Annotated in this window: 13 protein-coding genes and 1 pseudogene; 9 read left to right on the forward strand and 5 right to left on the reverse strand. The window is 69.7% G+C overall.

Annotated features, from left to right (window positions below; genetic code table 11):
• Positions 1 to 177: 177 nt before the first annotated feature.
• The 4 genes from BGK67_RS38000 to BGK67_RS33215 all read left to right on the forward strand — a co-directional run bounded on the left by BGK67_RS38000 (position 178) and on the right by BGK67_RS33215 (position 5,568).
• Positions 178 to 2,715: a tyrosine-type recombinase/integrase gene (locus BGK67_RS38000; RefSeq protein WP_244291405.1), complete on the forward strand. Its 2,538-nt coding sequence runs from the start codon at positions 178 to 180 to the stop codon at positions 2,713 to 2,715.
• Positions 2,715 to 3,287, forward strand: coding sequence for a DUF6262 family protein (locus BGK67_RS33205; RefSeq protein ID WP_069924300.1), 573 nt, complete (start codon positions 2,715 to 2,717; stop codon positions 3,285 to 3,287). The genes BGK67_RS38000 and BGK67_RS33205 overlap by 1 nt, the downstream gene beginning before the upstream one ends.
• Positions 3,288 to 3,336: 49 nt before the next feature.
• Positions 3,337 to 4,377, forward strand: coding sequence for a PIN domain-containing protein (locus tag BGK67_RS38425; protein ID WP_141754131.1), 1,041 nt, complete (start codon positions 3,337 to 3,339; stop codon positions 4,375 to 4,377).
• 900 nt (positions 4,378 to 5,277) lie between these two features.
• Positions 5,278 to 5,568: a hypothetical protein gene (locus BGK67_RS33215; protein WP_069923508.1), complete on the forward strand. Its 291-nt coding sequence runs from the start codon at positions 5,278 to 5,280 to the stop codon at positions 5,566 to 5,568.
• A gap of 376 nt (positions 5,569 to 5,944) precedes the next feature.
• Here BGK67_RS33215 and BGK67_RS33220 read toward each other — a convergent pair whose 3' ends face one another.
• Complete coding sequence (locus BGK67_RS33220) at positions 5,945 to 6,265, reverse strand: hypothetical protein (protein ID WP_069923509.1); 321 nt, start codon at positions 6,263 to 6,265, stop codon at positions 5,945 to 5,947.
• A gap of 104 nt (positions 6,266 to 6,369) precedes the next feature.
• Between BGK67_RS33220 and BGK67_RS33225 the strand changes: the two genes are divergently transcribed.
• Positions 6,370 to 7,398 carry an ATP-dependent DNA ligase gene (locus BGK67_RS33225; protein ID WP_244291406.1) on the forward strand — a complete coding sequence of 343 codons (1,029 nt, stop codon included), beginning with the start codon at positions 6,370 to 6,372 and terminating at the stop codon, positions 7,396 to 7,398.
• A gap of 121 nt (positions 7,399 to 7,519) precedes the next feature.
• Positions 7,520 to 8,206: an HNH endonuclease family protein gene (locus BGK67_RS33230; protein ID WP_079154717.1), complete on the forward strand. Its 687-nt coding sequence runs from the start codon at positions 7,520 to 7,522 to the stop codon at positions 8,204 to 8,206.
• Here the strand turns inward: BGK67_RS33230 and BGK67_RS33235 are convergent.
• Positions 8,190 to 8,408: an early set domain-containing protein gene (locus BGK67_RS33235; protein WP_069923512.1), complete on the reverse strand. Its 219-nt coding sequence runs from the start codon at positions 8,406 to 8,408 to the stop codon at positions 8,190 to 8,192. The genes BGK67_RS33230 and BGK67_RS33235 overlap by 17 nt on opposite strands.
• 344 nt (positions 8,409 to 8,752) lie before the next feature.
• Here BGK67_RS33235 and BGK67_RS33240 point away from each other — a divergent pair, with 344 nt between their 5' ends.
• Both BGK67_RS33240 and BGK67_RS33245 read left to right on the forward strand, forming a co-directional pair.
• Positions 8,753 to 11,047, forward strand: a complete 2,295-nt coding sequence (locus BGK67_RS33240) for a hypothetical protein (protein WP_069923513.1) — start codon at positions 8,753 to 8,755, stop codon at positions 11,045 to 11,047.
• 107 nt (positions 11,048 to 11,154) lie between these two features.
• On the forward strand, positions 11,155 to 17,265 hold the full coding sequence (locus tag BGK67_RS33245; protein ID WP_069923514.1) for a hypothetical protein: 6,111 nt from the start codon (positions 11,155 to 11,157) through the stop codon (positions 17,263 to 17,265).
• Positions 17,266 to 17,410: 145 nt separating this feature from the next.
• Here the strand turns inward: BGK67_RS33245 and BGK67_RS33250 are convergent, their stop codons facing one another.
• Together BGK67_RS33250 and BGK67_RS33255 are read right to left on the reverse strand one after the other, a co-directional pair.
• Positions 17,411 to 17,764 carry a hypothetical protein gene (locus BGK67_RS33250; RefSeq protein WP_069923478.1) on the reverse strand — a complete coding sequence of 118 codons (354 nt, stop codon included), beginning with the start codon at positions 17,762 to 17,764 and terminating at the stop codon, positions 17,411 to 17,413.
• A gap of 48 nt (positions 17,765 to 17,812) precedes the next feature.
• Positions 17,813 to 18,851, reverse strand: a pseudogene (locus BGK67_RS33255) (IS110 family transposase); the annotation flags it as partial.
• Between the two features lie 48 nt (positions 18,852 to 18,899).
• On the opposite strand from BGK67_RS33255, the gene BGK67_RS33260 reads away from it, so the two are divergent.
• Positions 18,900 to 20,594 carry an NB-ARC domain-containing protein gene (locus BGK67_RS33260; protein ID WP_107489039.1) on the forward strand — a complete coding sequence of 565 codons (1,695 nt, stop codon included), beginning with the start codon at positions 18,900 to 18,902 and terminating at the stop codon, positions 20,592 to 20,594.
• Positions 20,595 to 20,811: 217 nt separating this feature from the next.
• On the opposite strand, the gene BGK67_RS33265 is transcribed toward BGK67_RS33260, so the two are convergent.
• Positions 20,812 to 21,516, reverse strand: coding sequence for a hypothetical protein (locus tag BGK67_RS33265; protein WP_141754132.1), 705 nt, complete (start codon positions 21,514 to 21,516; stop codon positions 20,812 to 20,814).
• Positions 21,517 to 21,573: the final 57 nt, after the last annotated feature.

Genomic DNA, 21,573 nt, shown 5'->3' on the forward strand with positions numbered 1-21,573 from the left:
GTCGGCCCAGATGGTCGACGAGGTCTACGGTCACGCAGACCTGCATTCACCGCACTTCACAGCGGCTCTGCAGGCCGTCTGGGGTGAGGGGGAGTGACGCAGGCGACGGAATCGGTGGTCCTGCTTCCGCTGTTGGCGGACGAGGGCCGCAGCCGCACGAAGAGGGACCGTCTGGAGGTGCTGACCGCGCTGATGGCGGCGCCTTCATTCGACTCCGCGTTCCGTGAGGACGTGGTGAGGCTGGGCCGTGATCATCCCGTCTACGGTTGGCGGTGTGATGTGGTCGAGTGCGAGCGGCCGGCCGAAGTCACCCGGGGTCTTTGCCATGATCACAACGTTCAGTGGCGTGATGCCCGTGCTGCTGGCGCCCGGAGCCGGCCGCAGTTCGTGCGGACACTTCAGCCGCTGAAGAGCCGGACCCATCGTGACGGCCGGGTCTGCATGATCTGTCCGGAGCTGCCCGTGTGGAGTTCCTACGGTCTGTGCTTCCTGCACGCGCATCGCTGGCACAGCTACCGAGGCAACCTCCGCAGCAAAGGCATGGAGGCTGACTTCGAGACCTGGCTGGCGAAGGCGAAGCCGATCGCCGGCTTCGGGCGGTGCCAGGTCGGGGGTTGCCCCTACGCGGCCGAGCATCCGCTGGGGCTGTGTTTGCGGCACCTGGAGGGCTACAAGCGGGCGGGGCGGCCTGGCGGCGCCGAGCTGCCGGCGAACTGGAGCCGGTGGCTGGCCGACCGGGGCAAGCATGTCACCGTCTCCTATGCCGACCGGGAGGCTTTCCATCGGTGGTGCGATGAAGCCGGCCTGAGTCGGCGGGTCGACGGGACGTTGTCGCTGCTGGGGTTGCGGCCGCTGGTCAAGGCCGAGATCCAGTGGGCCGCCTTCCACCACACCCAGGCTCCCAGTGAGGGCGCCCGGTGGACTCTGCTGCACATCCAGCACCTCACCGACCACTGCAGGCAGGCCAGGGTGGATTCCCTCGCCGACCTCGATCTGAGCGGGATGAAGCGCTTCGCCGCCAGCGTCGCCCGGACGATGCTGGAGTACTTGCGGGTCATCTACTTCTCTCGTGAGGACACCAGGGAGGCCGGCTTTATCGAGACGGACCACTTCGGGGTCCGATTCACGCAGCGCAACAGCCACATCGACCTGAACAACGTCACCCAGAAATGGCTGCGGGACCTGCTCTGGGACCAGATGGCCCACCGGATGATCACCGATCCGCCCCGCAGCCGGATCTCGGTCGACAACTGGCGCAGAGGATGCGCTGAGCTGTCGGCATTCCTCGAAGCCCAGGCTACGGACGGAGGCCACGACGCGAGAGCCCTGACCGGCGAGCACATGCTCGACTTCGTGGCTGACCAGCGTCATCGGGGCGAGCACGGACTGCCGTTCCTGGGCATCCGGGCCACTGGCAGCGTGAGCACTCCGGTCCCCGCGACCGCGACGAAGGACGCGGTCGCCCGGATCTTCAACGGCGCCCGGGTTGTGCTGCGGCATGCTCTGGAGACCGGGGAGTTCGAGCGGATCGGTCTTGACCGGGGGTTCATCATCGCCCTGCCCTTCGGCGGGGCCCGGGGCCGCAGGCGCAGGCCGTTCCCGGACGAAGTCGCCCGGGCACTCGCGAACGAGGCGAACCTAGAGCGGCTGGAGACCTTCGACTACGAGGACCGCGGTCTTCGCGACGTCTGGGAGGCTCTGGTCTTAACGGGCCGTCGCTGCGGTGAGGTCCTGAACGCGAGGCTGGAGTGCATCAGCCGTCTGGGTGGACTGCCGGTGTTCTGGCACGACCAGACCAAGGTGGGCAATCTCGACGAGGCGATCCGCATTCCCGAGCGGCTCTTCGCGCGGATCGAGGAACGGCAGGCCAAGACCGTCGTGCGATTCCACGAGCGGCACGGCCGTCCGCCGACCGCTCAGGAGCGGCGCAAGATCGCACTGTTCCCCCGGCGGGCGGCCAACCGGGAGTTCCTCAAAGGGGTCGGCTACGGCTGGTTCAACACCGGGTTCCGGAGCTGGCTCGACACGCTCGACCTCGGTCACTGGGTTCCGCACCAGGCCCGCCACACGCTGGCCACCAACCTGATCCGCAGCGGCGCGAACCTCGTGCACGTCAAGCGCTACCTGGGCCAGGTCTCCGACGCCATGGCCGAGCACTACGTCCATCTCGCCAACACCGACCCGCGGCTTGAGGAGGCACTGAACGCGGTCTGGGTCGCCGGCCCCGGTGCTGCGGACCCCGGGCTGGTCCTCTCCGGCAGCGAACCAATGACCCGCGAGCAGGCCCAAGCCCTGGTCATCGACCTGACGCGACGATCCACCCCGGCCGAGGGCGGGTTCTGCACCTTCCAGCCGGTCATCAACGGTGACGCCTGCCCCTGGAACCTGGACTGCCACAACTGCGACAAGTTCGTCCTCTCGGGCGCCGACCTCGTCTACTGGCACCGCAAGCGGGAGCAGTGGCGCATGATCGCCGAAGGCGCCCCCACCAGCGAGACCGCCGACTACCTGCATAACCTCTTCGAGCCCACCGCGCGAGCGATCGCCGGTCTGGAGAAGGCCCTGGCAGCCGTCGGGCTCCTCGACGACGCGCTCTCCCTCGACTTGCGCCGGCCGCAGGACTACTTCGGACGCGTCTGGGCCACCGCCTTCCGGGCCAAAGAACTTGCCCAGCTCGAAGGCCCCGACGACGCCGACTTCGAGGAGATCGAGTGATGTCTGGTCCCGGTCCGACTGAGGCAGCCATCGCTGCCCGACGTCAGCAGACGAAGGACAAGCTCGGCCGGGTCGAGAAGGCCATCGCACAGCTGCGGCGAGAACGTGGTCGGCTCGCAGTGCGGGCCATCGCTGAACGCGCGGAGGTCTCCGCCACGTTCCTCTATGAGAACGCGGAGGCCCGGGCTCTCGTTCAGCAGGCCGTCGTGGACAGCAAGAGCCGTCACGACCGGCGAACGGGTGAAAAGCATGACCGGATCGAGGCGTCCTGGAGGGAGCGAGCCCTCAACGCCGAGAGCGAGCTGACCCGCACCCAGGAGGAGGTGTTCGCCCAACGGCAGCGGATCGGCGAGCTCATGGGGCAGATCCGCGACTTCGACCAAGTGGCTCCAGGTGAGTCCCTCCAGGCACTCACCACGGAGAACACCACCCTCAAACGCCGGGTCCAGCAGCTGACGGTCGAGCACCGCACTCTTCAAGAACGCCTCGAGGGAGCCCGCTCCAACCTGCGATTTGCCAACAAGCGCATCGCCGACCTTGAGGCCGAACTCCTCGAACCTCCTCGACTTTAATACTGACATTCCTGGGTTGGTGGACCGACGGCGCGGATACTCTGCGCGAGTGATCATCCTTGACACCAACCAGCTGCGGAGAGCACTGCCCGGCAACCCGACGCTGACCCTTCTGACCGAGGCGGCCCGGCGCTGCGGACACACTCTGGCCATTACCGACATCGTCCTCCGCGAAGCGGTCCGGCAACACCGTGAGGGACTGGCTCAGGCACGGAGAGCGCTCGAATCGGCCCAGCGTGAGCTCAACAAGCACGTTCGGCCAGCATCCCGAATAGTCTCGACCGCATGGGCAGGTCGGCCGTCAAACCTTGAAACCGAGTTCTTCGAAGCCTCGCTGCGGCAGGCATTCAACGTCCTGCCCACCCACCCGGAGGACGCGCTCGAAGCATTGGAACGAGAGGCGGACCGCCGGCCGCCTTGCAAAGCCAACGGCGAAGGCGGTCGGGACACCACGATCTATCTCACTGCCCTTCGCGCAGCACGCAGGGACAACAACCTGGAGTCCGTGACGGCCAAGATCGCCGGCCGGTCTGGCGAGGGCCACCCCCTGCCAGTGATCTTTGTGACTGAGGACAAGGGCTTCACGGACCCGCAAGATCGTTCAGCCTTCGCTCCAGAGCTTCGGCAAGAGATCGGCGACGCGCCGCTAACTCTCCGTCTCGACATCGTCTCGGCCCTCGCTGACATCGGCTACCCGAGCGGTTGGGTTGACGCCAAGACCATCACCGAGCGAGATGACTTCCTGGGCATGCTCCGAGGGGCCGTTACGCGCGAGGCTCTCAGCCTGCTCTCGCCCGCTCCGCACGACGTCTTCCCTGAATGGGTCCGAGTCCGGACGCCAAGGGCGCGGCGCAAGCTCGGCAAGGCACGCCAGTGCAAGGGAAACGGACTGACACTGTCCACAGTCACTGGGACATGGTCGTCGAGCATCTACGCGCGCAACAGGCCAGATGGCTTGAGTCCATCCAGCCTGAAGGGCGACTACCGCCTTCGAATCCTCGCCGACTGCACCGTCCTGGTGGTTCAAGACGAACACGGAGAAGTACTGGAGGCTGACGTCTCCTCCATAGCGGTAACCATCACAGACTGAAGAGCCCACAGCTGGTGCCGGCCAGCTCAAGCTGCAACATCCCAGACCTGCTCGCGCAGAGACAGCGGATCGGTGAACTCAGGGGACTGTGCCGTGACTTTGACCAGACGGTCCCAGGGGAGTCGTTCCAGTCTCTGACCAGGGTGAACACCACACTCAAGCAGCGTGTTCAACGGTCGCCCAAGAGCACAGAGCCTCCAGGAACGGCTTGCCGAGGCTAGCTCCAACCTCCGCTTCGCTGACAAGCAACCTGCTGGCTTGCAGGCTCAGCTGCTTGCGAGTGGCTCCTTGCCAACTGAGTGCGCATGACAGAAGACGCGAACTGCGAGTCCCTAGCTTGGCTTCGGAGGGCAAAAGGCCTGGTCAGACGCTCAGTGGAGGCTCGGGAAGGCTTCAAGGCAGCGAGGATTGGGAGGCTGCCTTGAAGGGGCCAATGTTGGCTAGCGAAAGTTGCTGGCTGAGGGGGCAGGGGTGGATGAGTTTCCCCAGGTCAGCGCTATGCAGTGGCGTTCAGGGAGGCTTGGACTGACAAGCTTCGAGCCTGCAACTCTCCAAGCTTCCTTGCGGTCACTGACTGCTTCCTTCTATTGTTCTCTTCATCGTCCGTGGTTAGAGCCAGCTGGCCTGAGCACGTTCGTGAGAGAAGTGGATTGGTCTGACTGACGATCGCCCAGGGCAATGGATCGTCTCGGCAGTCAGGCCGACAAGTGAAGATCATCAGCGCCTACCAGAAGAATCCGGTAGGCGCTAGATGTCGTTCCCAAACGTGTTCTGTCTCACACGCATCCCCAAAAGGCCCCCACCGCGGGACGTGATCGTCTACAACTTGCCGTGACCAACGCCGACCAGCCCTGGGCGAGCCGAGGTCATGAAGATCCACTTCTCTCAGAAAGTACGAAAGTGACCGGTAACACTCCGCCGACCTCCTCGAGCGGCAACCCGTACCCCGTCTCCCGTCGGACCTTCGTGGTCTACACCACTGCGCTGGCTTACCTGCTCGGCGCCGCGGTGCTGCGGGAGACGCAGCCGGCGACCAGTGTGATCACCGCGATCACCTGGACCTCGGTTGCCTACGGCGCCGGGTGCATCCTTCACCTGGTCGGGAAGGCCGCCCTCCAGCGGTTCCTCAGCTGGATCAAGCGCGAGCTGAACAACGGCGGCCCCTCGCAGCCGCCGGGCGGCGACGTCTGACGCGGGGCGATCTCCCGAGCGGCGGGAGCGGTGACTTCACCGCTCCCGCCCCATCACCTCGGGCACCGTTCCGGACATGACCGCGACGTGAATCCGCAGGTCGACCTCGTCATGGTGGTTCGGCCGGTTGGAAAACTGGACTTCATCGAGCAGACCCTCGCCCGCAAGGGCTACGCGCGCCGTGGTGCCGGGCGGGTTCTCCTCACCGGAGGCCGCTCCCGATCCGTCACCGGGGCGCCGCCGTCCCCACCGCGCCCAACGGCAGCGCCGCTCGGGAAGCTGAGCCCGTCGGGCCAGCCGCCGTGCCCCGCAGACGGAGGCTCGGGTACGGCTCACGTGGCAGCGGAGTCAGTTTCGGGTCACGCCGTATCCGGTGTCATTGAGGGCGGCCGTCGAGACCTCCCGGTCCAGGGCGAACCAGCCAGGGGCGGGCCCGGCTAAGGGCGTCGGCGTCCGTCCAAGCCGGCGGTACGTGAACCTCGCGGAGGGGGTCGATGAGGTCGGGGAACCGCTCCTCGCGGCGGGCCTGCGCCAGGTGGGCGGACATGCGCCGGTAAGTCGGCGCGGTGTGCGGGATCAGCCCCTCGACCACGAGACGGTAATACGCCTGCCGAAAGGTGCAACCACCCACCTGGTCGTAGCCGGTGACGATGCCGGCGGCGCGGGCCAGGATGCGCGGCCACTGGAGTCGAGTCACACCGTTACACACGTAACGCCCAGCCGTCTGGGACGGCGCCTGACGTCCCAGGCGACCCCGGACAACCCTCCCCAGGCTCGGGCAAGCCAAGAGGGAGAGAAGCTGTGACGCTCAGACCGCCGGTCGAGCCAATGCTGGCGCAGGCCGCGGAAGCCCTGCCCGGCCTAGCCGCGCCACGCGCCGGGGTGGCGTACGAGCAGAAGCTGGACGGCCACCGGGCGATCCTCTTTACCCCGGCCGGCCCGGGCGGCCCGGTGCTGATTCAGACGCGCCGCGGGGCCCTGGTCCAGGACCGGTGGCCGGACCTGGTGGCGGCCGCCGAGACGCAGCTGCCGTACGGCCTGGTCCTCGACGGCGAACTGGTCGTCTGGGACACCGAGGCGGGCCGACTGTCGTTCGAGGCGTTGCAGCGCCGTGCGGCCGCCCGCGCCCGCGGAGCCCGGGCCCTGGCGGCCCGATGGCCGGCCTACTTCGTCGCCTTCGATCTCCTGCAGCAGGACGGCCACGAGCTCCTCGCGCGCCCGTACGCCGAGCGCCGCGCCCAGCTGGAGAACCTGTTCTCCGAGCACGCTCTGACGGCTCCGTGGACGCTCATCCCGCAGACGACGGACCTGGCCAAGGCCCGGGAATGGCTGGAGTCCTGGACGGACGTGTCCGGAGTGGAAGGTCTGCTGGTCAAGCCCCTGAACGGGCGCTATCAGCCCGGGTTCCGGGGCTGGACGAAGATCAGGAGACGGGACACTGCGGAGGCGATCGTCGGCGCGATCACCGGCACCCTGGCCCGCCCGCAGCTCCTGGTCCTTGGCCGCTATGACAGCGCGGGCCGGCTGCGCGCGGTCGGCCGCACCGTTGCGCTGCGCCCGGACGCTGCCCGGCAGGTTGCTGAACACCTCACCGCGGCCGCGCCCGGGCACCCATGGGCGGGGGTGAGGTTCTCGGCGGCGTGGGGGAGCCGCGACGTCCTCGACACCACCCTCGTCCATCCCGCCTTGGTCGCCGAGGTGAGCGCCGACCGGGCCATCGACCACGGCGGCCTGTACCGCCACCCGCTCCGCTTTCAGCGCGTGCGCCTGGACATGGAGGTGGAGGACGTGCCCGGGTTCGGTCAGGGCCCGGCGGCGACCGCCGGCTGACCGGGCGGGCGGGGAGCAGTGGCGTTTCGCCGGGTGAACCGGGATGCGCGGGCGGGTGAACCGGGCCGGGCTGGACTGTTGCTGACGACGCGAAGCCCGGTAGAACCGGCCCATGATGATCATGAAGCGGTCCGTCGCGACCGCGGCCTTCGCCCTGACCTTGTCCCTGCCCACGGCCGCGCACGCGGCCGCACAGTCCGCTGCCCCGGCGCCGGTTGCGGCCGTGGTGCCGCAGGTGCTGCCGCTGGGGGTCGCGGTGGGCGCCCTGCCGCTGGCGGTGGAGGACCGGACCGGCTACCAGCGGACCTCCTTCCGCCACTGGAATGCCGGCGACATCCCAGCCGACGGATGCAACACCCGCGCCGAGGTCCTCCTGGCCGAGGCGATCGTCTACCCAGAGATCGGGCCGGGCTGCACCCTGACCGGCGGGGTGTGGTGGTCGTACTACGACGAGCGGGAGGTGACGCCGGCCGGGGCCCTGGACATCGACCACATGGTGCCCCTCGCCGAGGCCTGGGATTCGGGCGCCAGTTCGTGGACCGCGCAACGGCGCGAGGCGTACGCGAACGACCAGGGGCAGCAGGCCTCCCTGGTCGCGGTGACGGCCCGCTCGAACCGGTCGAAGGCGGACCAGGACCCGGCGGAGTGGCTGCCGCCGTCCGCGGACGCACTGTGCCGGTACGGCGCCGAGTGGACCGCGACCAAGCTCCGCTGGGGCCTCGCGGTCGACGAGGCGGAGCGCGACCGGCTCCTCGACATCGCGGCCGGCTGCCGCGGCACCGACGTGGAGTTCACGCCCGCACCGTAGAGCTGTTGGTGCCGTCGTGGTGGTCGGCGCTCTCGCCGTTGAACCAGTAGTCGCCAGCGGCGAGGTAGCGGAAGGAGTGGCTGCTGTGCGCGGGCAGGGAGACCTGGGCTGCGCGGGTGCCGTCGCCGCGGGGCTGGAGGGGGAGGGCGGTCGTCAGCCGTCGTCGGCGACGCACCGCGCGGAGCGCGAGGTCGTCTGCCATCGTGCCGAGCGTGAGAACCAGAGCGGCCCACGCGGACGGGGAACCTGGGGGGGGCAGCACCCTGGATCAGGAGCGCACCGAGGTCGCCGGCGCCGAGCGCTGCGGTGCGGGCCAGCAGCTGCAGCGAGGTGATCCGCACGGCCAACTCCCGGCGCACGGCCAGGTGCGACAAGCGCGCGGCCCCGCCCATGAGCCGGCCACCCTCTCGGGGCACGGCCATAGGACAGGTGCGCGCCCGTCAGCGTTCGCAAAGTGAGGAAAGTGCCACAGGAAAGCATGCCTCCGCGTAGGCTGCGGGAATTGCCGCAGGTGGATCGGGTCGTGCGCAGTGCGGTGGAGGTGCCATGGGTGGGGACCCTTACGTGTCGGCAACGGTCAGCAACAGCGGGCGGACGAGCTTGCTCGATCCGTACGGTGACGAGCCTCTGCTGACCCCCTCCATGACGCAGGGCCGCGCTGCCGTACCGGACCGCGAGCTGCAGCCGCTGGTGCGATACCTCGAAGCGGTGGCCGCTAGCCGCCGCGCACCACTGCACACCGCGGTCGCCTTCAATGCCGTGTACTTCGGGTACGACCTCAACGGCGACGGCTACGGTGGCAGTCCGCTGCGCCTCGACGACTTCCCCATCATCACCCTCGGGGAGCGCGCTGCCGTACTTCCGGTCGGTGCCATGGTGTGCGTGGCCACAGGATCGGACCCGCTCTACGCGGAGATCGTCTACCGCGAGGGCGCACACCCAGAGATCGGGCCGCTCGGGGATGTCCCGGCCTGGGTGTCGGGGGCGCCCGCCAGCGCAGAGGGCCCGGGGAGGCCAGCGAGCGGCCCCACTCTTCGCCGCCGGGAGCGCATTGTCCCGGATCTAGATGCCTTCGGCCCAGCCCTGCGCCTCTCACAAGCCCAGCTCCACCGCTTGCGCACGCGCAAGCGCTGGCTCAGCGAGGACGGGCACGTCGTCGTCGACGTCAGCTACCCGTCCCCGGAGGCCGCCCGCCGGGATGACTTGACCGCCTACGCGGACTACCTCCTGACCACGGGGCGCGAGCAGTTGCTCAGCCCCTGCGTACCCGTCTCCCTCGCCGAACTCGTGGGCGGCACGGGCGAGGAGCTGCTGCGGGCGGGGCTGCTGAACTTGCTGGACACGGTGCAGGCCGCTCTCCTGTCCAGCGCCTTGCTGCGCACATGGGGCCACTACGCCGTGACCCGGACCTCTCTGGCGGAGTGCTGGGGCGATACCGGCCCGCTCGGCGGCAACGACCTCAGGTCCCTCGCGGCCGCCGTGGAACATGCGGCCACGCCAGCGAAGCGGCGCCACGGCCTCACTGCGCCCGTCACCGTGTACACGGCGGTCGGACCACGGCTGCGCCAGGTACCCGGTGCTGCGGAACTGCTGAAGGGAGTGGGGTACGCCTCGGCGGTGTGCCGGGCGAACCTGACGCTCGCCGATGTCGTTCGGCGGGACAGCGAGCAGGGCCTGTTCGAGAACGGCTGCCTAGTCACGCTGGACGACGCCTTCGAGAGCGGGGGTGTCTGGAGGTCGCACCATCCCGGCGGTACCGAACAGCCGGGCGACCCTCTGACCCCGTCAGGGCGCGGCTGGGCGTCTACGGTCACCGCTCCGCCAGAGCAGGAAGCGGGGTCAGAAGCGGACGTCGACCCGGTCGATCAAGCCCTCACCGGCGCCGACCTCGGCGCCTGCGAACTCCTGCGGAACGATGCCGAGGGGGTCGTTTGGCGATCGTCCCTGCGGCTGGCCCACCTGATGGACGGCTGGTTCCCCCTGCATCCGCAGGTCCAGCGCGAACTCCGCCGGTCGCACGGCCTGCGCGTCAGGGCACGTCTCGAACTCGACCATGCCGGCCGGACCGCGAACGCACACGAGGCGGGACAAGACGTCACCGCTGAACTCGGTGACGCATCAAGCCGGCTGACGGGCATCTCCTGGCCCCTCGACTTCTTCCCCGGCCTGTTCCTTGAACTGTGCTGGCCCCGCGGCGGAAGGGTGATCCGCGCGACCACGACGCGGCTCAAGGAGACTCTGGAGGTCGACGATCGTGTGATCGGGCACTGCTACGACCCCCGTGTCCTCACCAGAGAGGGCGCCCCGGGCAGCGACCGCCACGGCGACAGCGCGGTCGGCCTCGGCCCGCGCCAGCTGGTGCTGCGCGCCGTGCGCCGGTGCGGGTTGCTGACCCTAGACGGCCATGCCCTGCTGGACTGCTTCGCGCTGCCGAGCGCAGCCTACGGGCGCCCGCCCGCACGGTCGCAGGCACTCGCGCTGGAGGCGGCGGTCGCCGAACTTCTGGCGGAGCGCCGCCTGGAGTCCGCCCTCGGAAGCCGGGACGCCTGGGGCCAGCCGCACTACCCGGCCCGCGAGGGGCAGCCCGCCATCCCGCTCATTGCCTACCGCCCGGTGCGGCGCCGGGTGATACGCCCTTGGGGTGACACGGAACCGGACGGCGCCGGGCAGCTCCCCCTCCAGCTCGTCGCCGGCCACCTGCGACGCCTGCAGCCGGGCTGCTCACCCAGCGCGGCGCAGCGGGCAGCCTTCCGCGACCACTGCCGCAGGCTCGGCAAGGCGGACGGCTGGGAACTGCCCTACGGCTACACCTTCGTCACCGAGCACATACGCGGCCGCTGAGTCGCGCATCCGTGCTCTCGCCGATCCCGCCCCTCTCCTTCGGCTCGGAGCTCGTGTGAGCCGATCCCGCACCCGCACCACCAGCCGCAGAAATGGAGCAGGCGTATATGCACGACAGCTACCACGTCATAACGGCACCGCCGCTGTCCCCGCCCACCGTCTCAGCCGAGGCCCTGCAGGGACTGGCCTCCGCGCTCAACGCCCTGGACGATCCGGTCGGGGCCGCCGTGAACGAACTCACGGCCGACATGGTGGAACTGGCCTTCAACTCCCTTCTGCCGACACACCGGCAGAAACTGCTCGGCAACCTGGGCATCCGCATGGCGGCCCCGAGGCGCGCGGGCAGGGCGTTGTGTCAGGACGTCCTTTCCCGGCTGCGTCGCGACGCCCGGCAGCACAAATGCCGCTGCGGCATCAGCGACCTCACGACCACGGTGATGAACCAGATCGGCGAGGCCGTCTTCGCTCAGGACGGCAGCGGCAAGACCGTCTCCGATCCCGTCTCGCGATGGGGTGCAACGCTGATTCGGGCCACGGTGTTCGCCTGGTGCAACGCCTCCGTCTTCCATGCGCACGTCCTCGCCTGGGCGGCCGACCGGGACTGGTTCACGGAGATGGCCGACGAGGAGCAGGCGGTACGCCTGGCCGCTGTGGCTGACGCGGCCCGGTCCGCTCGGGCGGCGTACCCGGACCTGGAGCTCCTCCGGAAGGGCTTTGAGCAGTCGTCCGCAGGTGACTCCGAGAGTGCTGTGTTGGCCGTGCCGGAGTCCGGCGCCGCAAGCGAGCTGCCCGCGGGCACAAGCGACGAGGCCGGGGACGCGCAGGCCGGCGGCACGGAGGGGCTGGACCCGGAGGCGGCCTGCGGAGAGGTGCAGTCGGCCCTCGCGGCGGCCCGGCAGGCTGCGGAGAATGCGACTGGTGCGGTGGCGGACGGGCGCCCTCCGCACGAGGAGGACCTGGCCGCGCTGGGCACGCTCGGCGCCGCCTTCGACAGCGCCGACGCGGTGTTCCGGGCAGTGGGGATCACCGGGGTGCCCCGTCGTCTGGAGGACATGGCGCGGGCCGCACGCGAGCACCGGACGACACGCGAGCGCGACCGCGAAGCGCGGAAGGTACTGCGGGAGCTGCACGGCGTCGCCGCCCTGCCGGACAGCTCCCCCGCCGCCCTCGCCGCCGAGACCGTGCGTGCCGAGACCGGCCGTCTGCTCGACGCAGCGACATGGGAGCAGCCGCAGCGGCAGGAGGCCGCAGCCCTCGCCGACCTGGCACGCCTGCTCCGCAAGGGGCGGCAGGCGTTTGAGGCGGCGGAGATCCTGGCCTTGCAAGACCGCGTGGTAGAGGTTCTGCCCGGCTGTGCCATGGCGGTGCTCGTCGCCGACCACCTTGTCCTGGCCCGGCCGGAGGCAGCCGCGGAGCCGCCGGAGACCAAGGGACAGCTGACGGCGGACACCACCGAAGGCGCCGCCGGGGCGGCCGACGAGCCCCCCGCTGCCGACACGACGACCGACCCTGTCGAGCCGCTTGCCGAGCAGACGGACGAGCGCCCGGTCGAGGCGCCGGCAGACCGCGCCTCCGAACGGCGCCGGCCCCGCGCCGTTCATGCACCCCAAGCGCCCGTCGCGAAGCCGGAGGCTGACCCGGCCGGATCCGACGACAAGCCGACTGCGCCGGCCGCCGCCCATGAGCCGACGGCACTCGCCGCGGCCCCGGAACCCGCGCCGCACGACGGGGAGGCCCTGCCGGCCACGCCGGCCCGGCAGGCCCCCGCCGCCACCGGCACCGCCACCGCCATCGAGGTGAACGCCGACGCTGCGGCCGCGGATAGCGTTCTGACGCACCTGGTCGTGGAACGACGTTTCGGACTGGCCCACCATGTGGCGTTCGCGGCCAGCCACCCCGAGCCGCAGGTCGTGGCGCTCCGCCTGGCCGGCGCCGCCGGGCTGCTGACGCCTGGTGACAGCCAGGGCGCCCGGCTGACCGCCGACCTGCTCCAGCAGTACGGCGGGTACGCCGGCCGGGACTCGGAAGGCAGCGAACTCGTCCTCCTGCCCGCCCTGCTGCGCACGGCGCTGATCACCGGGGACCACATGGCAGGCGCCCAGCTGAAGGCCCTGGCGCCCCGGCTGCCGGAAAGGCTTGGGGAGGCAGCGACCGCCGTCGCTGATCGCGCACTCAGCGGGGCCCTTCTAACAGCCTCGCCGCTTGCGGTCAGCGCCGACATCTCCGGGGCGGAGGCCCGGCTGCGGGAGCTGCTGGAGCAGTGCCGTATCCATCTTCTGCCGCCGCGGCTCCGCTTCGCCAGGGCGACGGATATCGCCAAGCAGTGGCTGGCCAACGACGGGCTTCTCGGATCCATGTTGCGTACGGTCGCCGCCGACGACCGCGACGGAGCGGCCCGGGTCCGCGAGCAGGCCGAGCGTCTGTCGAAGCTGCCCGACATCAACAACGAGATCGACCGCATGGACCGCAAACACCGCTCGCCCAGCGGCAAGCCCCTCCAGGGTTCCGGACGGAAGGACCTGGTGCACCTCGTAGAGCGGGTTGCCGCCCTGGCGAAGGAGTGGTGCCTGGTCGTCGACACCATCCGTCGAGGTGACCGCTCCGACAGCAACAGGGCGGTCAAGGAAATCTCCTCCCTGCGGCGATCCCTGCTGGACGGCCGGGAGGCGGCACTGGGTGAACTGCTGCAACTGGCCCAAAGCTCCGGTGCCGTCAACGGCGCGGCCGCCTGGGCGGCCCACGCGTCGATGGATGAGCTGTTCAACCTGCTGGCCGGCAAGACAGCGGCCGCACCTGCCGAAAGCCCGGTGGACCCGGAACTCGTCCTGGACGTGGAACTGCTCAAAGTGTGCGACCGCGTTGACGAACGCCCGTCGCTCGCCTTGCTGCTCACGGCGGTCGAACGGAGCTGGCAGGACGCCCTCGCCGAGCGGCTGGCCCTCGACGCGTTCGTCGCAGCGCGGACGCTCGTCGAACTGGCGGGACGGGGGCTGCTGCCCGGGCCGCAGCCCGGGGCGCTCCCCCTGCCCGCGGTGGCCGAGATCGATGCCCGGGCGGCCTCCCGACGCGCGGAGCTGCGTGAGACGCACCGGGAGCTTGTCGCCGAACTGCACCGCGCCCAGGCCGACGGCGCTGTCACCGATGACCAGGACCTGAGACTGCAGGAGCTCCTCGCCGACGCCGTCCGGCGGCTCGACGACTCCGACACGTACGACCTCGTGGACGTACGGCGCGCCCTCGACACCGTACGGGACTCCCTTCCCGAGTTCCGGAAGCAGGCCGCCGACCGGATCCGCGCTCGCCTCGACGCCCTGGGCCCCGGCGAGGAGCTGCGCGCACAGGTCCTCAGGCACCTGGATACCGGGGGCCTGGCCACGGCAGCGGACCTCGTCTACTTCCTGGAGATCGGCGAGGAAGTCCCGGAGATCGACGCCGGCGAGTCTCACCTGACCGACTTCTTCCCGACCGTGCCCGACGGTCTACCTAAGGGCATCGACCAGGCTCTCGTCGACCTCGTCCGGTCCGGCGGCACGCACCCGGAGATTTCCGTCCTGGACTACAGCGCTCTCTCCACCGACGAGGCGGCCTTGGCGGCAGATGCCCTTCAGGAGTGGCGGGCACTGGGCGCCACCGAGCCGAAGGACCGGCTGGAGGTATCCGCCCGGAGGCAGCTGCTCCCGGCACTGAAGCTCCTCGGCTACGACGCCAAGAGTGCCAAGCCGCTGGACGAGAGGTCTCACCGCCGGCGTGAGTACCGTCTGTTCGAAGCGACGGAGGTGGAGATCAACGGCAGGGCGAAGGCGCCCGCGTTCGGCTCGCAGATCCGCGAACAGGGGGGCACGCTCCGCGTGCTGCTGGTCTGGGGCCGCCCGCCCGCCAAGGTCGTCATGAGCCTGGCCGAAAGCGACACGAGCGGTACGAGCCTCCTCGTCGCCTACTTCGGCACGCTGAGCCGCGGGGCGCGCATCGAACTCGCCGCCGGCTCCAGCCGGCTGCAGCCGATGCTGGTCGTGGACGACGCCGCCCTGGCCTACCTCGCGGCGCGCGGCAACCGCCAGGTCAGCACCGCCACGCAGACCCTGCTGCCGTTCTCCGGCGTCAACCCCTACATCAGGGAGAAGCGCGGCCGGATCGGCGGCGAGATGTTCTACGGCCGCGACGCCGAACGCAAGAGCGTTCTGGACCCGCTTGGCACGCAGGTCATCTTCGGCGGCCGCGGGCTCGGCAAGTCCGCCCTCCTCAGCGATGCGGGGGAGCGGTTCGAAGGGCAGCGCCCCGGCTACCAGCTGGCGGTGTACGTGAACCTTGACCAGGAGAACATCGGCAAGGGCAGCTCCCTGGGGCTTGAAGCGCTGTGGAGTGTCCTCGACCGGGAGCTCAGGAAGGCCGAGGTCCTGGTCGGGCAGCAGGGCCGCAAGTCCGTCAAGGACATCTCCGAACGGGTGCGCGCCGGCATCGGCGCCTGGCTCGACGGGGACTCCCGCCGCCGTCTGCTGATCCTGCTCGACGAGTGCGACCAGTTCTTCGAAGCCGACGCCCCCCGCTTCGACCAGACCAAGAAGCTCAAGGGCCTCGGAACCGACACCAAGGACCGCGCCAAGGTCGTTTTCGCCGGCCTGCACTCCGTGCAGCGCTTCACGAAGCTCGCCAGCAACGGGCCGTTCAGCCATCTCGCACAGACCCCGAAGGTGATCGGCCCGCTCGCGCCCCAATCCGCCGCCGAACTGCTCGTCGACCCGATGCGGGCGCTCGGCTTCGAGTTCCAGGACATGGACCTCGTCAACCGCGTGCTCGGCTACTGCTCCTACCAGCCGTTCCTGCTCCAGATGTTCGGCCACCGGCTGGTGGAGCTCATGCACCGCAAGCGGATGCGACGCGGGACCGAAGGCCCCCCGTACGCGGTGGAGATCGGCGACATCGAGGTCGTGGAGTCAGACACCGGGCTGCGGGACAGCATCTCGGCCGCCTTCAAGGACACCCTGAGCCTCGACCACCGCTACGACGTGATCGCCAACGTCCTGGCCTACCACGCCCGCCAGAGAGGCCTGGAGGTACGGCTGAGCGATGCCGAGCTGCGCGATGAGTGTGAGACGTTCTGGCCCAAGGGCTTCGATCAGCTCGACACCGAGGGTTTCCGCGCCTACCTCTCCGAAATGGTGGGCCTCGGCGTCCTCGCGCCCAACCACGACGGCCAGGGCTGGCACCTGCGCGGCCCGAACGCCCTGCGCATGATCGGCACCTCCCACGAGGTGGAGGCCCGCCTACTCAGGGCTGCTCAGGACTGCCAGCTCCAGGAAAGTATCGTCCAGGAGAGCCGTCCGGACCTGCCCGACGGCCGGTCGGCGCCGCTCACCATCACCCAGCTGGACTACCTCCTGGGCGGGAGGTCGAACCAGACGAGGGTGGTCCTCGGCACCACCGCGACCGGTGTCAGGGATGTTGGCGACACCCTCCGTACGTTCGCCGGGCGTATCCCCGACTGGACCCTGCCGCCCGTCGGCAAGCCCAGTGCCTACAGGCAGGAGCTGACGGGCGGCCGCCCCCGGGAGCGACGGGTCGTCATCAGCGACTTCGCCCGCTACCCGGACGCCCGCCCCGAGGCTCCTCGGCAGGCGGTCGACCAGGCCGAGACAATGCTGCCCACCACATCCGGCGTGACACGCGCCGTGGTTGTCGTGACCGACCCCAACCAGCTCGGACTGTGGCGCCCCCTGCTGACGGGCACCGAACCCACCTCGGCCGCTCCCGTCGTTTTGCGCCGGCACGACCGCGGCAGCCTGCGCGGCTGGGCCCAGCGCGTCGAAGAGTTCCACACGGAGGACCGCCTGGACCGACTCCACGAGCTCACCGGAGGCTGGCCGGTCCTGGTCGATAGGGCGCACCGTCTCCACGGCGAACTCAGCGACCCGGACGCGGCCCTGCACAGCCTGGCCGGCCTACGTCGGGACCGGGTCGCCGCCAGGTCCTTCGTCGAGGCGACCGGGGTGTTCGCGGACCCTGTGCTCGCGACTGGCTACCGGGCCCTCGACGAAGAGTTCAAAGAGACCCTGTTCGACCTGGAGAGCGCGGTGGCCGCCGTAGCCTTCCGGATCGAGGACGAGGACGAGGCCCGCTGGGTCATCACCTGCCTCGACGCCCTTCAGGTCCTTGACCGGGAGCAGAACCACCTGCTGCGCTTGGAACCCCTGCTCCGGGAGTGTGTGGCCCTGCTCGACTGACACCGGTGCACGGCCTCGCCCCCCGGCGGCTCGGGGGGTGAGGTCCGGCCTCGGGGTTGGTGCGCTCGCCGTTGAAGCGTCGCGTATCCGCACGACCCGGCGCGTGAGGATCACCGTGGCTACACAAGGCTTCCCAATGGAGAAGTCAATCCGTTTGGGTGTTCGCCTCTCGTTCCGAGAGGAACTCGTCGAGCAGGTCGAAAAGCACTTTGATGACGTGCTGTTCCTGGTCCGCGGGAAGGTCCCAGGACTCCCACCCGTCAGGGAGCGCAAGGTGGCGAACCTGACCGGGCCATGCGTGATTGCAGTCGCGGCCTCGTCTGGCTACCAACCACTCGCTCCAGCCGTCCAGACCTGGTCCGCCATGGCGCACGGAATGATGGTGGTAGCCGTCCAAGTACGCCTCCAGACCCGTGAGCGTCGTCCGACCGACGAACATCCCGGGTCGCTTCGCCACGTTGGCCCAGTACTCGCGCTCGCCCATGCCTATGAGATCCATTCGGTCATGATCTCGCGCCAGACCAGGTTCGTCTTCAGCGGGCAGCTGCTATCCGGTGATCTGCGGCGGTGGGGTTTCGTAGAGGCGCCGGTCACGGATCAGGGCCCATAGGACGTTGACGCGGCGGCGGGGTAGGGCGATCACGGCTTGAGTGTGGCGTTTTCCCTCGGCTCGTTTGCGGTCGTAGAAGGTCCGGGAGTTGGGGTCGTAGCGGACGCTGGTCAGCGCGGACATGTAGAAGACCCGCTGGAGGCCGCGGTGGTAGTGACGGGGCCGGTGGAGGTTACCGCTCTTCTTGCCCGAGTCGTGCGGCGCCGGTGCAAGCCCGGCGAACGCGGCGAGCCGGTCCGGGGTTGCGAAGAAGGCGAGGTCACTGCCGACTCCGGCAAGAAACTCGGCGCCGAGGAGAGGCCCGATGCCGGGCGCTCGTGATGATCTCGGCGAGGTCGTGGGCGCGGAAGCGGTCCTCGATGAGCCGGTCGACCTCCGTGACCTTCTCGTTCAACGCCCGCACGTCGGCGGCGAGGGTCCGCACCAGCTGGGCGATGACCGCCTCGCCAGGGACCGCGGTGTGCTGCTGTTCGGCGGCGTCGATCGCCGTGGTCGCGAGCTCCTCCGGTGTGCGGACGCCCCGTGCTCGGAGCCAGCGGGTCAGCCGGGCGGTGCCCATACGCCGTATCGCCGCCGGCGTCTGATAGCCGTCGAGGAGGACCAGCGGGCCGGCACTGGTGAGGACGAGAGCGCGCTCCAGGGCAGGGAACATGCCAGTCAAGGTGGAGCGCAGGCCGTTGATGGCCCGGGTGCGGTCACGGACGAGGTCCGTGCGGCGGCTGGTGAGCATCTTCAGCTCGATGGTGGCCTCGTCGGTGGGCCGCATCGGCTTGAGGTCCCGGCGGATGCGGGCCTGGTCTGCGATGACCAAGGCGTCGCGGGCGTCGGTCTTGCCCTCGCCGCGGTATCCGTCGCTGGCCCGGTTGACGACCCGGCCGGGGATGTAGAGGAGGTCCTGGCCGTGGCCGGTGAGCAGGGCCAGGAATGGTGCTGGTTCCCCGCCGGCCATGTCGACGGCCCAGGTGACGTGGTCTCCCAGGGCGCCGACGGCCGCCTCTACGCCGATCTGCGCGGTTTCAGCGACATGGGCGAGCCGTCCGCCGCCGAGGTGCTGCGCGAGTTCCTCCTGGGCCTTGGCATTGCGCCCGAGCGGATACCGGAGTCGGAGCCGGCCGCGGCCGCCCTGTTCCGCTCCCTGGCCGCCGACCGGCAGCTGCTGGTCGTCCTCGACAACGCCCGCGACTCCGACCAGGTCCGCCCGCTCCTGCCCGGCGGCGACCGCTGCGTCACCGTCGTCACCAGCCGCCACCGCCTGCCCGGGCTGATCGTCACCGACACCGCCTGCCCCGTCCCCCTGGACGTCCTCGCCCCCCAGGACGCCACCGCCCTCCTGGCCCGCCTCCTCGGCGCCGACCGGGTCCACGCCGAGGAGGCCGCCGCACTGCGCCTCGCGGACCTGTGCGGCGGACTGCCGCTGGCGCTGCGGGTGGTCGCCGCCCGCCTCGCCGGGCGGCCCGGCTGGACCCTGGCCGCACTCGCCGACGAGCTCGCCGACGAGACCCGCCGCCTTGGCCTGCTGGACCTGGAGGACACCGGCGTCCGCGCCGCACTCCACCTGACGCTGCGCCAACTCCCCGCGCCCGTAACGGACGTGTTCGCCGCCCTCGGCCGCCACCCCGGCACCCACCTGGACCGCTACACCGCCGCCGCCCTGGCCGGCACCGACCCGACCGCCGCCGACACAGCCCTGGACCGCCTGACGGCCGCACACCTGCTCACCGAGACCGCGCCCGGCCGCTGGACGATGCACGACCTCGTGCGGCTGTACGCCCGGGGCCTGGACGCCCACCCCGACACCCTCAAGCGCGTCCTCGACCACTACATCACCACCGCCACCGCCGCCGTCGCGGCGGCCGAACCCGGCTCCGAGGACTGCTTCCCCCTCCCCGCCGACTTCCACCCACCCACCGCGGTGCGGGACTTCGGCGACCGGAACGCCGCCGTCGCCTGGTTCACCGCCGAGCGCGGCAACCTCACCCAGGCGATCAACGCCGCCGACGCCGCCCTCCTGCACGAGCGCACCTGGCGCATCGTCATGACGATGTGGCCACTCATGGTCTGGCGGGTGCGCGACGGCTGGGCCCCGCTCCTGGAAACCGCCCTCGCCGCCGCGCGGGCCGACGCCGACGAGCACGGGGAGGCACGGGTGCTCAACGTGCTGGGCTGGGTCCTCACCGAGGAAGACCGCACCCCCGAGGCACTCGTCCATCTGGAGGCCGCCTCCGCGCTCGCCGCCCGCGCCGGCGACGCCTTCGCCGAGGCCAACGCCCTGATCGTCCTCGCCATGGCCCAAGCCGCCCTCTGCGACCTGGACCAGGCCGCCACCAGCTGCGAGCGCGCCGCCGACCTGGCCCGCCGCATCGGTGACCGCAGGGTCGAACGCCTCGCCACCCAGCACCTCGCCCGCCACCAGGCCGACGCCGGCCACTGGCACCAAGCCCTCGCCACCGCTACCCGCGCCATCGACTTCAACTTCCGGCCCGGCGCCACCGACATCCCCCACATCCTGCTGCTCATCATCAAGGGCGAAGCACTCGTCGGACTCGGCCACCACACCGACGGCGCCGCCCAACTCGACCTCGCGGCCCGGGAAGCGGAAGCCGCCCGCTATGACGACGGCACGGTACGAGCACTCGCCGCCCTCCTGCGCGCAGCCCCGAGTCCACAGGTCCAAACACGCTACGACGTGGCACTCGCGCGACTCACCACCCGGGTCTGAACAGCAGCTGCACCCTCAGGGCGCTGGTGAATCCCGCCGACCCTGGGCGCTACTGACCTCCCCACAGTTCACCCTGACACGCCGAAGTCAGTAGCGCCGTAGTTGGCCCTTTAGCGTCCTACCTGGCCCGCGTAAGCGCTCTGGATGGCCCCATTCGTGACATGAGCGATGGCCACGAACCATGTGGTCCGTGGCCATCAGCCAGTTGCGCCAGCCGTTAGAACGGCGGCGGCTCGTACGGAAGTTCCACGCGAGCAGTTTCGGCCTTGGCCAAGTTCTCAAGGCCGAACCGGGACGCGTACCGCTCGATACGTGAATCAGACGGAGCCGCAAAGGTCAGCATCCACAGCTGCTCACCGGGGCCCGCATATCCCGTCGGCGGAGGTGCCATGCGTACCAGTGCATCCTCGCTACACCACAGCTTGACCTCGGGCTCTTCACTGCCAAGCGCTACGAACTTCAGCGGCTCAAACGACTCCAGCGCCTTGTTGATTTCTGCAGCATCAACAAAGGTGGTGAACTTGGACGAGCCTCCGATGACAGCTTCCCGCACGGTGCAATGCAGAAGAAAATCACTGAGAACTTCGCCCGTTCTCATCCAGCCACCTCCTCCTGCCTCCCTGGAGAAGACCTGGAGAATATCATCATCGAGGTCAACGGCCCAGAAATATCCGTTCTGATTCTCAACCCAAAATTCGAGCATGCCGAGAGAGTCCGGCGTAAGATCCCGAAACGCAACGGGCCTGTCCTGGAACGTCACAGGGCCACCGGCAAGCGCTGCCGCCGTATGCCACGCAACCAGTTCAGCAGGCGCATAGGGGCTGGCGTCGAGGTGAACGTAGTTCGCGCCCTCCACGGTGCCGTACCAGCGCCGGAAGAAACGTCCGACGCTATCCGAATTGATTGACAGGAGTTCATCCACGATGCCCAAGTGTACACCAAAGGCTCGGCCTGGCCAGCATGCCCGCAATCGTCACAT

It is taken from the genome of Streptomyces subrutilus (assembly GCF_001746425.1).
Classification (GTDB): Bacteria; Actinomycetota; Actinomycetes; order Streptomycetales; family Streptomycetaceae; genus Streptomyces; species Streptomyces subrutilus_A.

Excerpts from the sequence above, each read along its gene's own strand:
- BGK67_RS33240 (WP_069923513.1), top strand. The coding sequence starts at position 8,753 with ATGGGTGGGGACCCTTACGTGTCGGCAACGGTCAGCAACAGCGGGCGG.
- BGK67_RS33260 (WP_107489039.1), top strand. The coding sequence starts at position 18,900 with ATGGGCGAGCCGTCCGCCGCCGAGGTGCTGCGCGAGTTCCTCCTGGGC.
- BGK67_RS33245 (WP_069923514.1), top strand. The coding sequence starts at position 11,155 with ATGCACGACAGCTACCACGTCATAACGGCACCGCCGCTGTCCCCGCCC.
- BGK67_RS33230 (WP_079154717.1), top strand. The coding sequence starts at position 7,520 with ATGAAGCGGTCCGTCGCGACCGCGGCCTTCGCCCTGACCTTGTCCCTG.
- BGK67_RS33205 (WP_069924300.1), top strand. The coding sequence starts at position 2,715 with ATGTCTGGTCCCGGTCCGACTGAGGCAGCCATCGCTGCCCGACGTCAG.
- BGK67_RS33235 (WP_069923512.1), bottom strand. The coding sequence starts at position 8,408 with ATGGCAGACGACCTCGCGCTCCGCGCGGTGCGTCGCCGACGACGGCTG.
- BGK67_RS33250 (WP_069923478.1), bottom strand. The coding sequence starts at position 17,764 with ATGGATCTCATAGGCATGGGCGAGCGCGAGTACTGGGCCAACGTGGCG.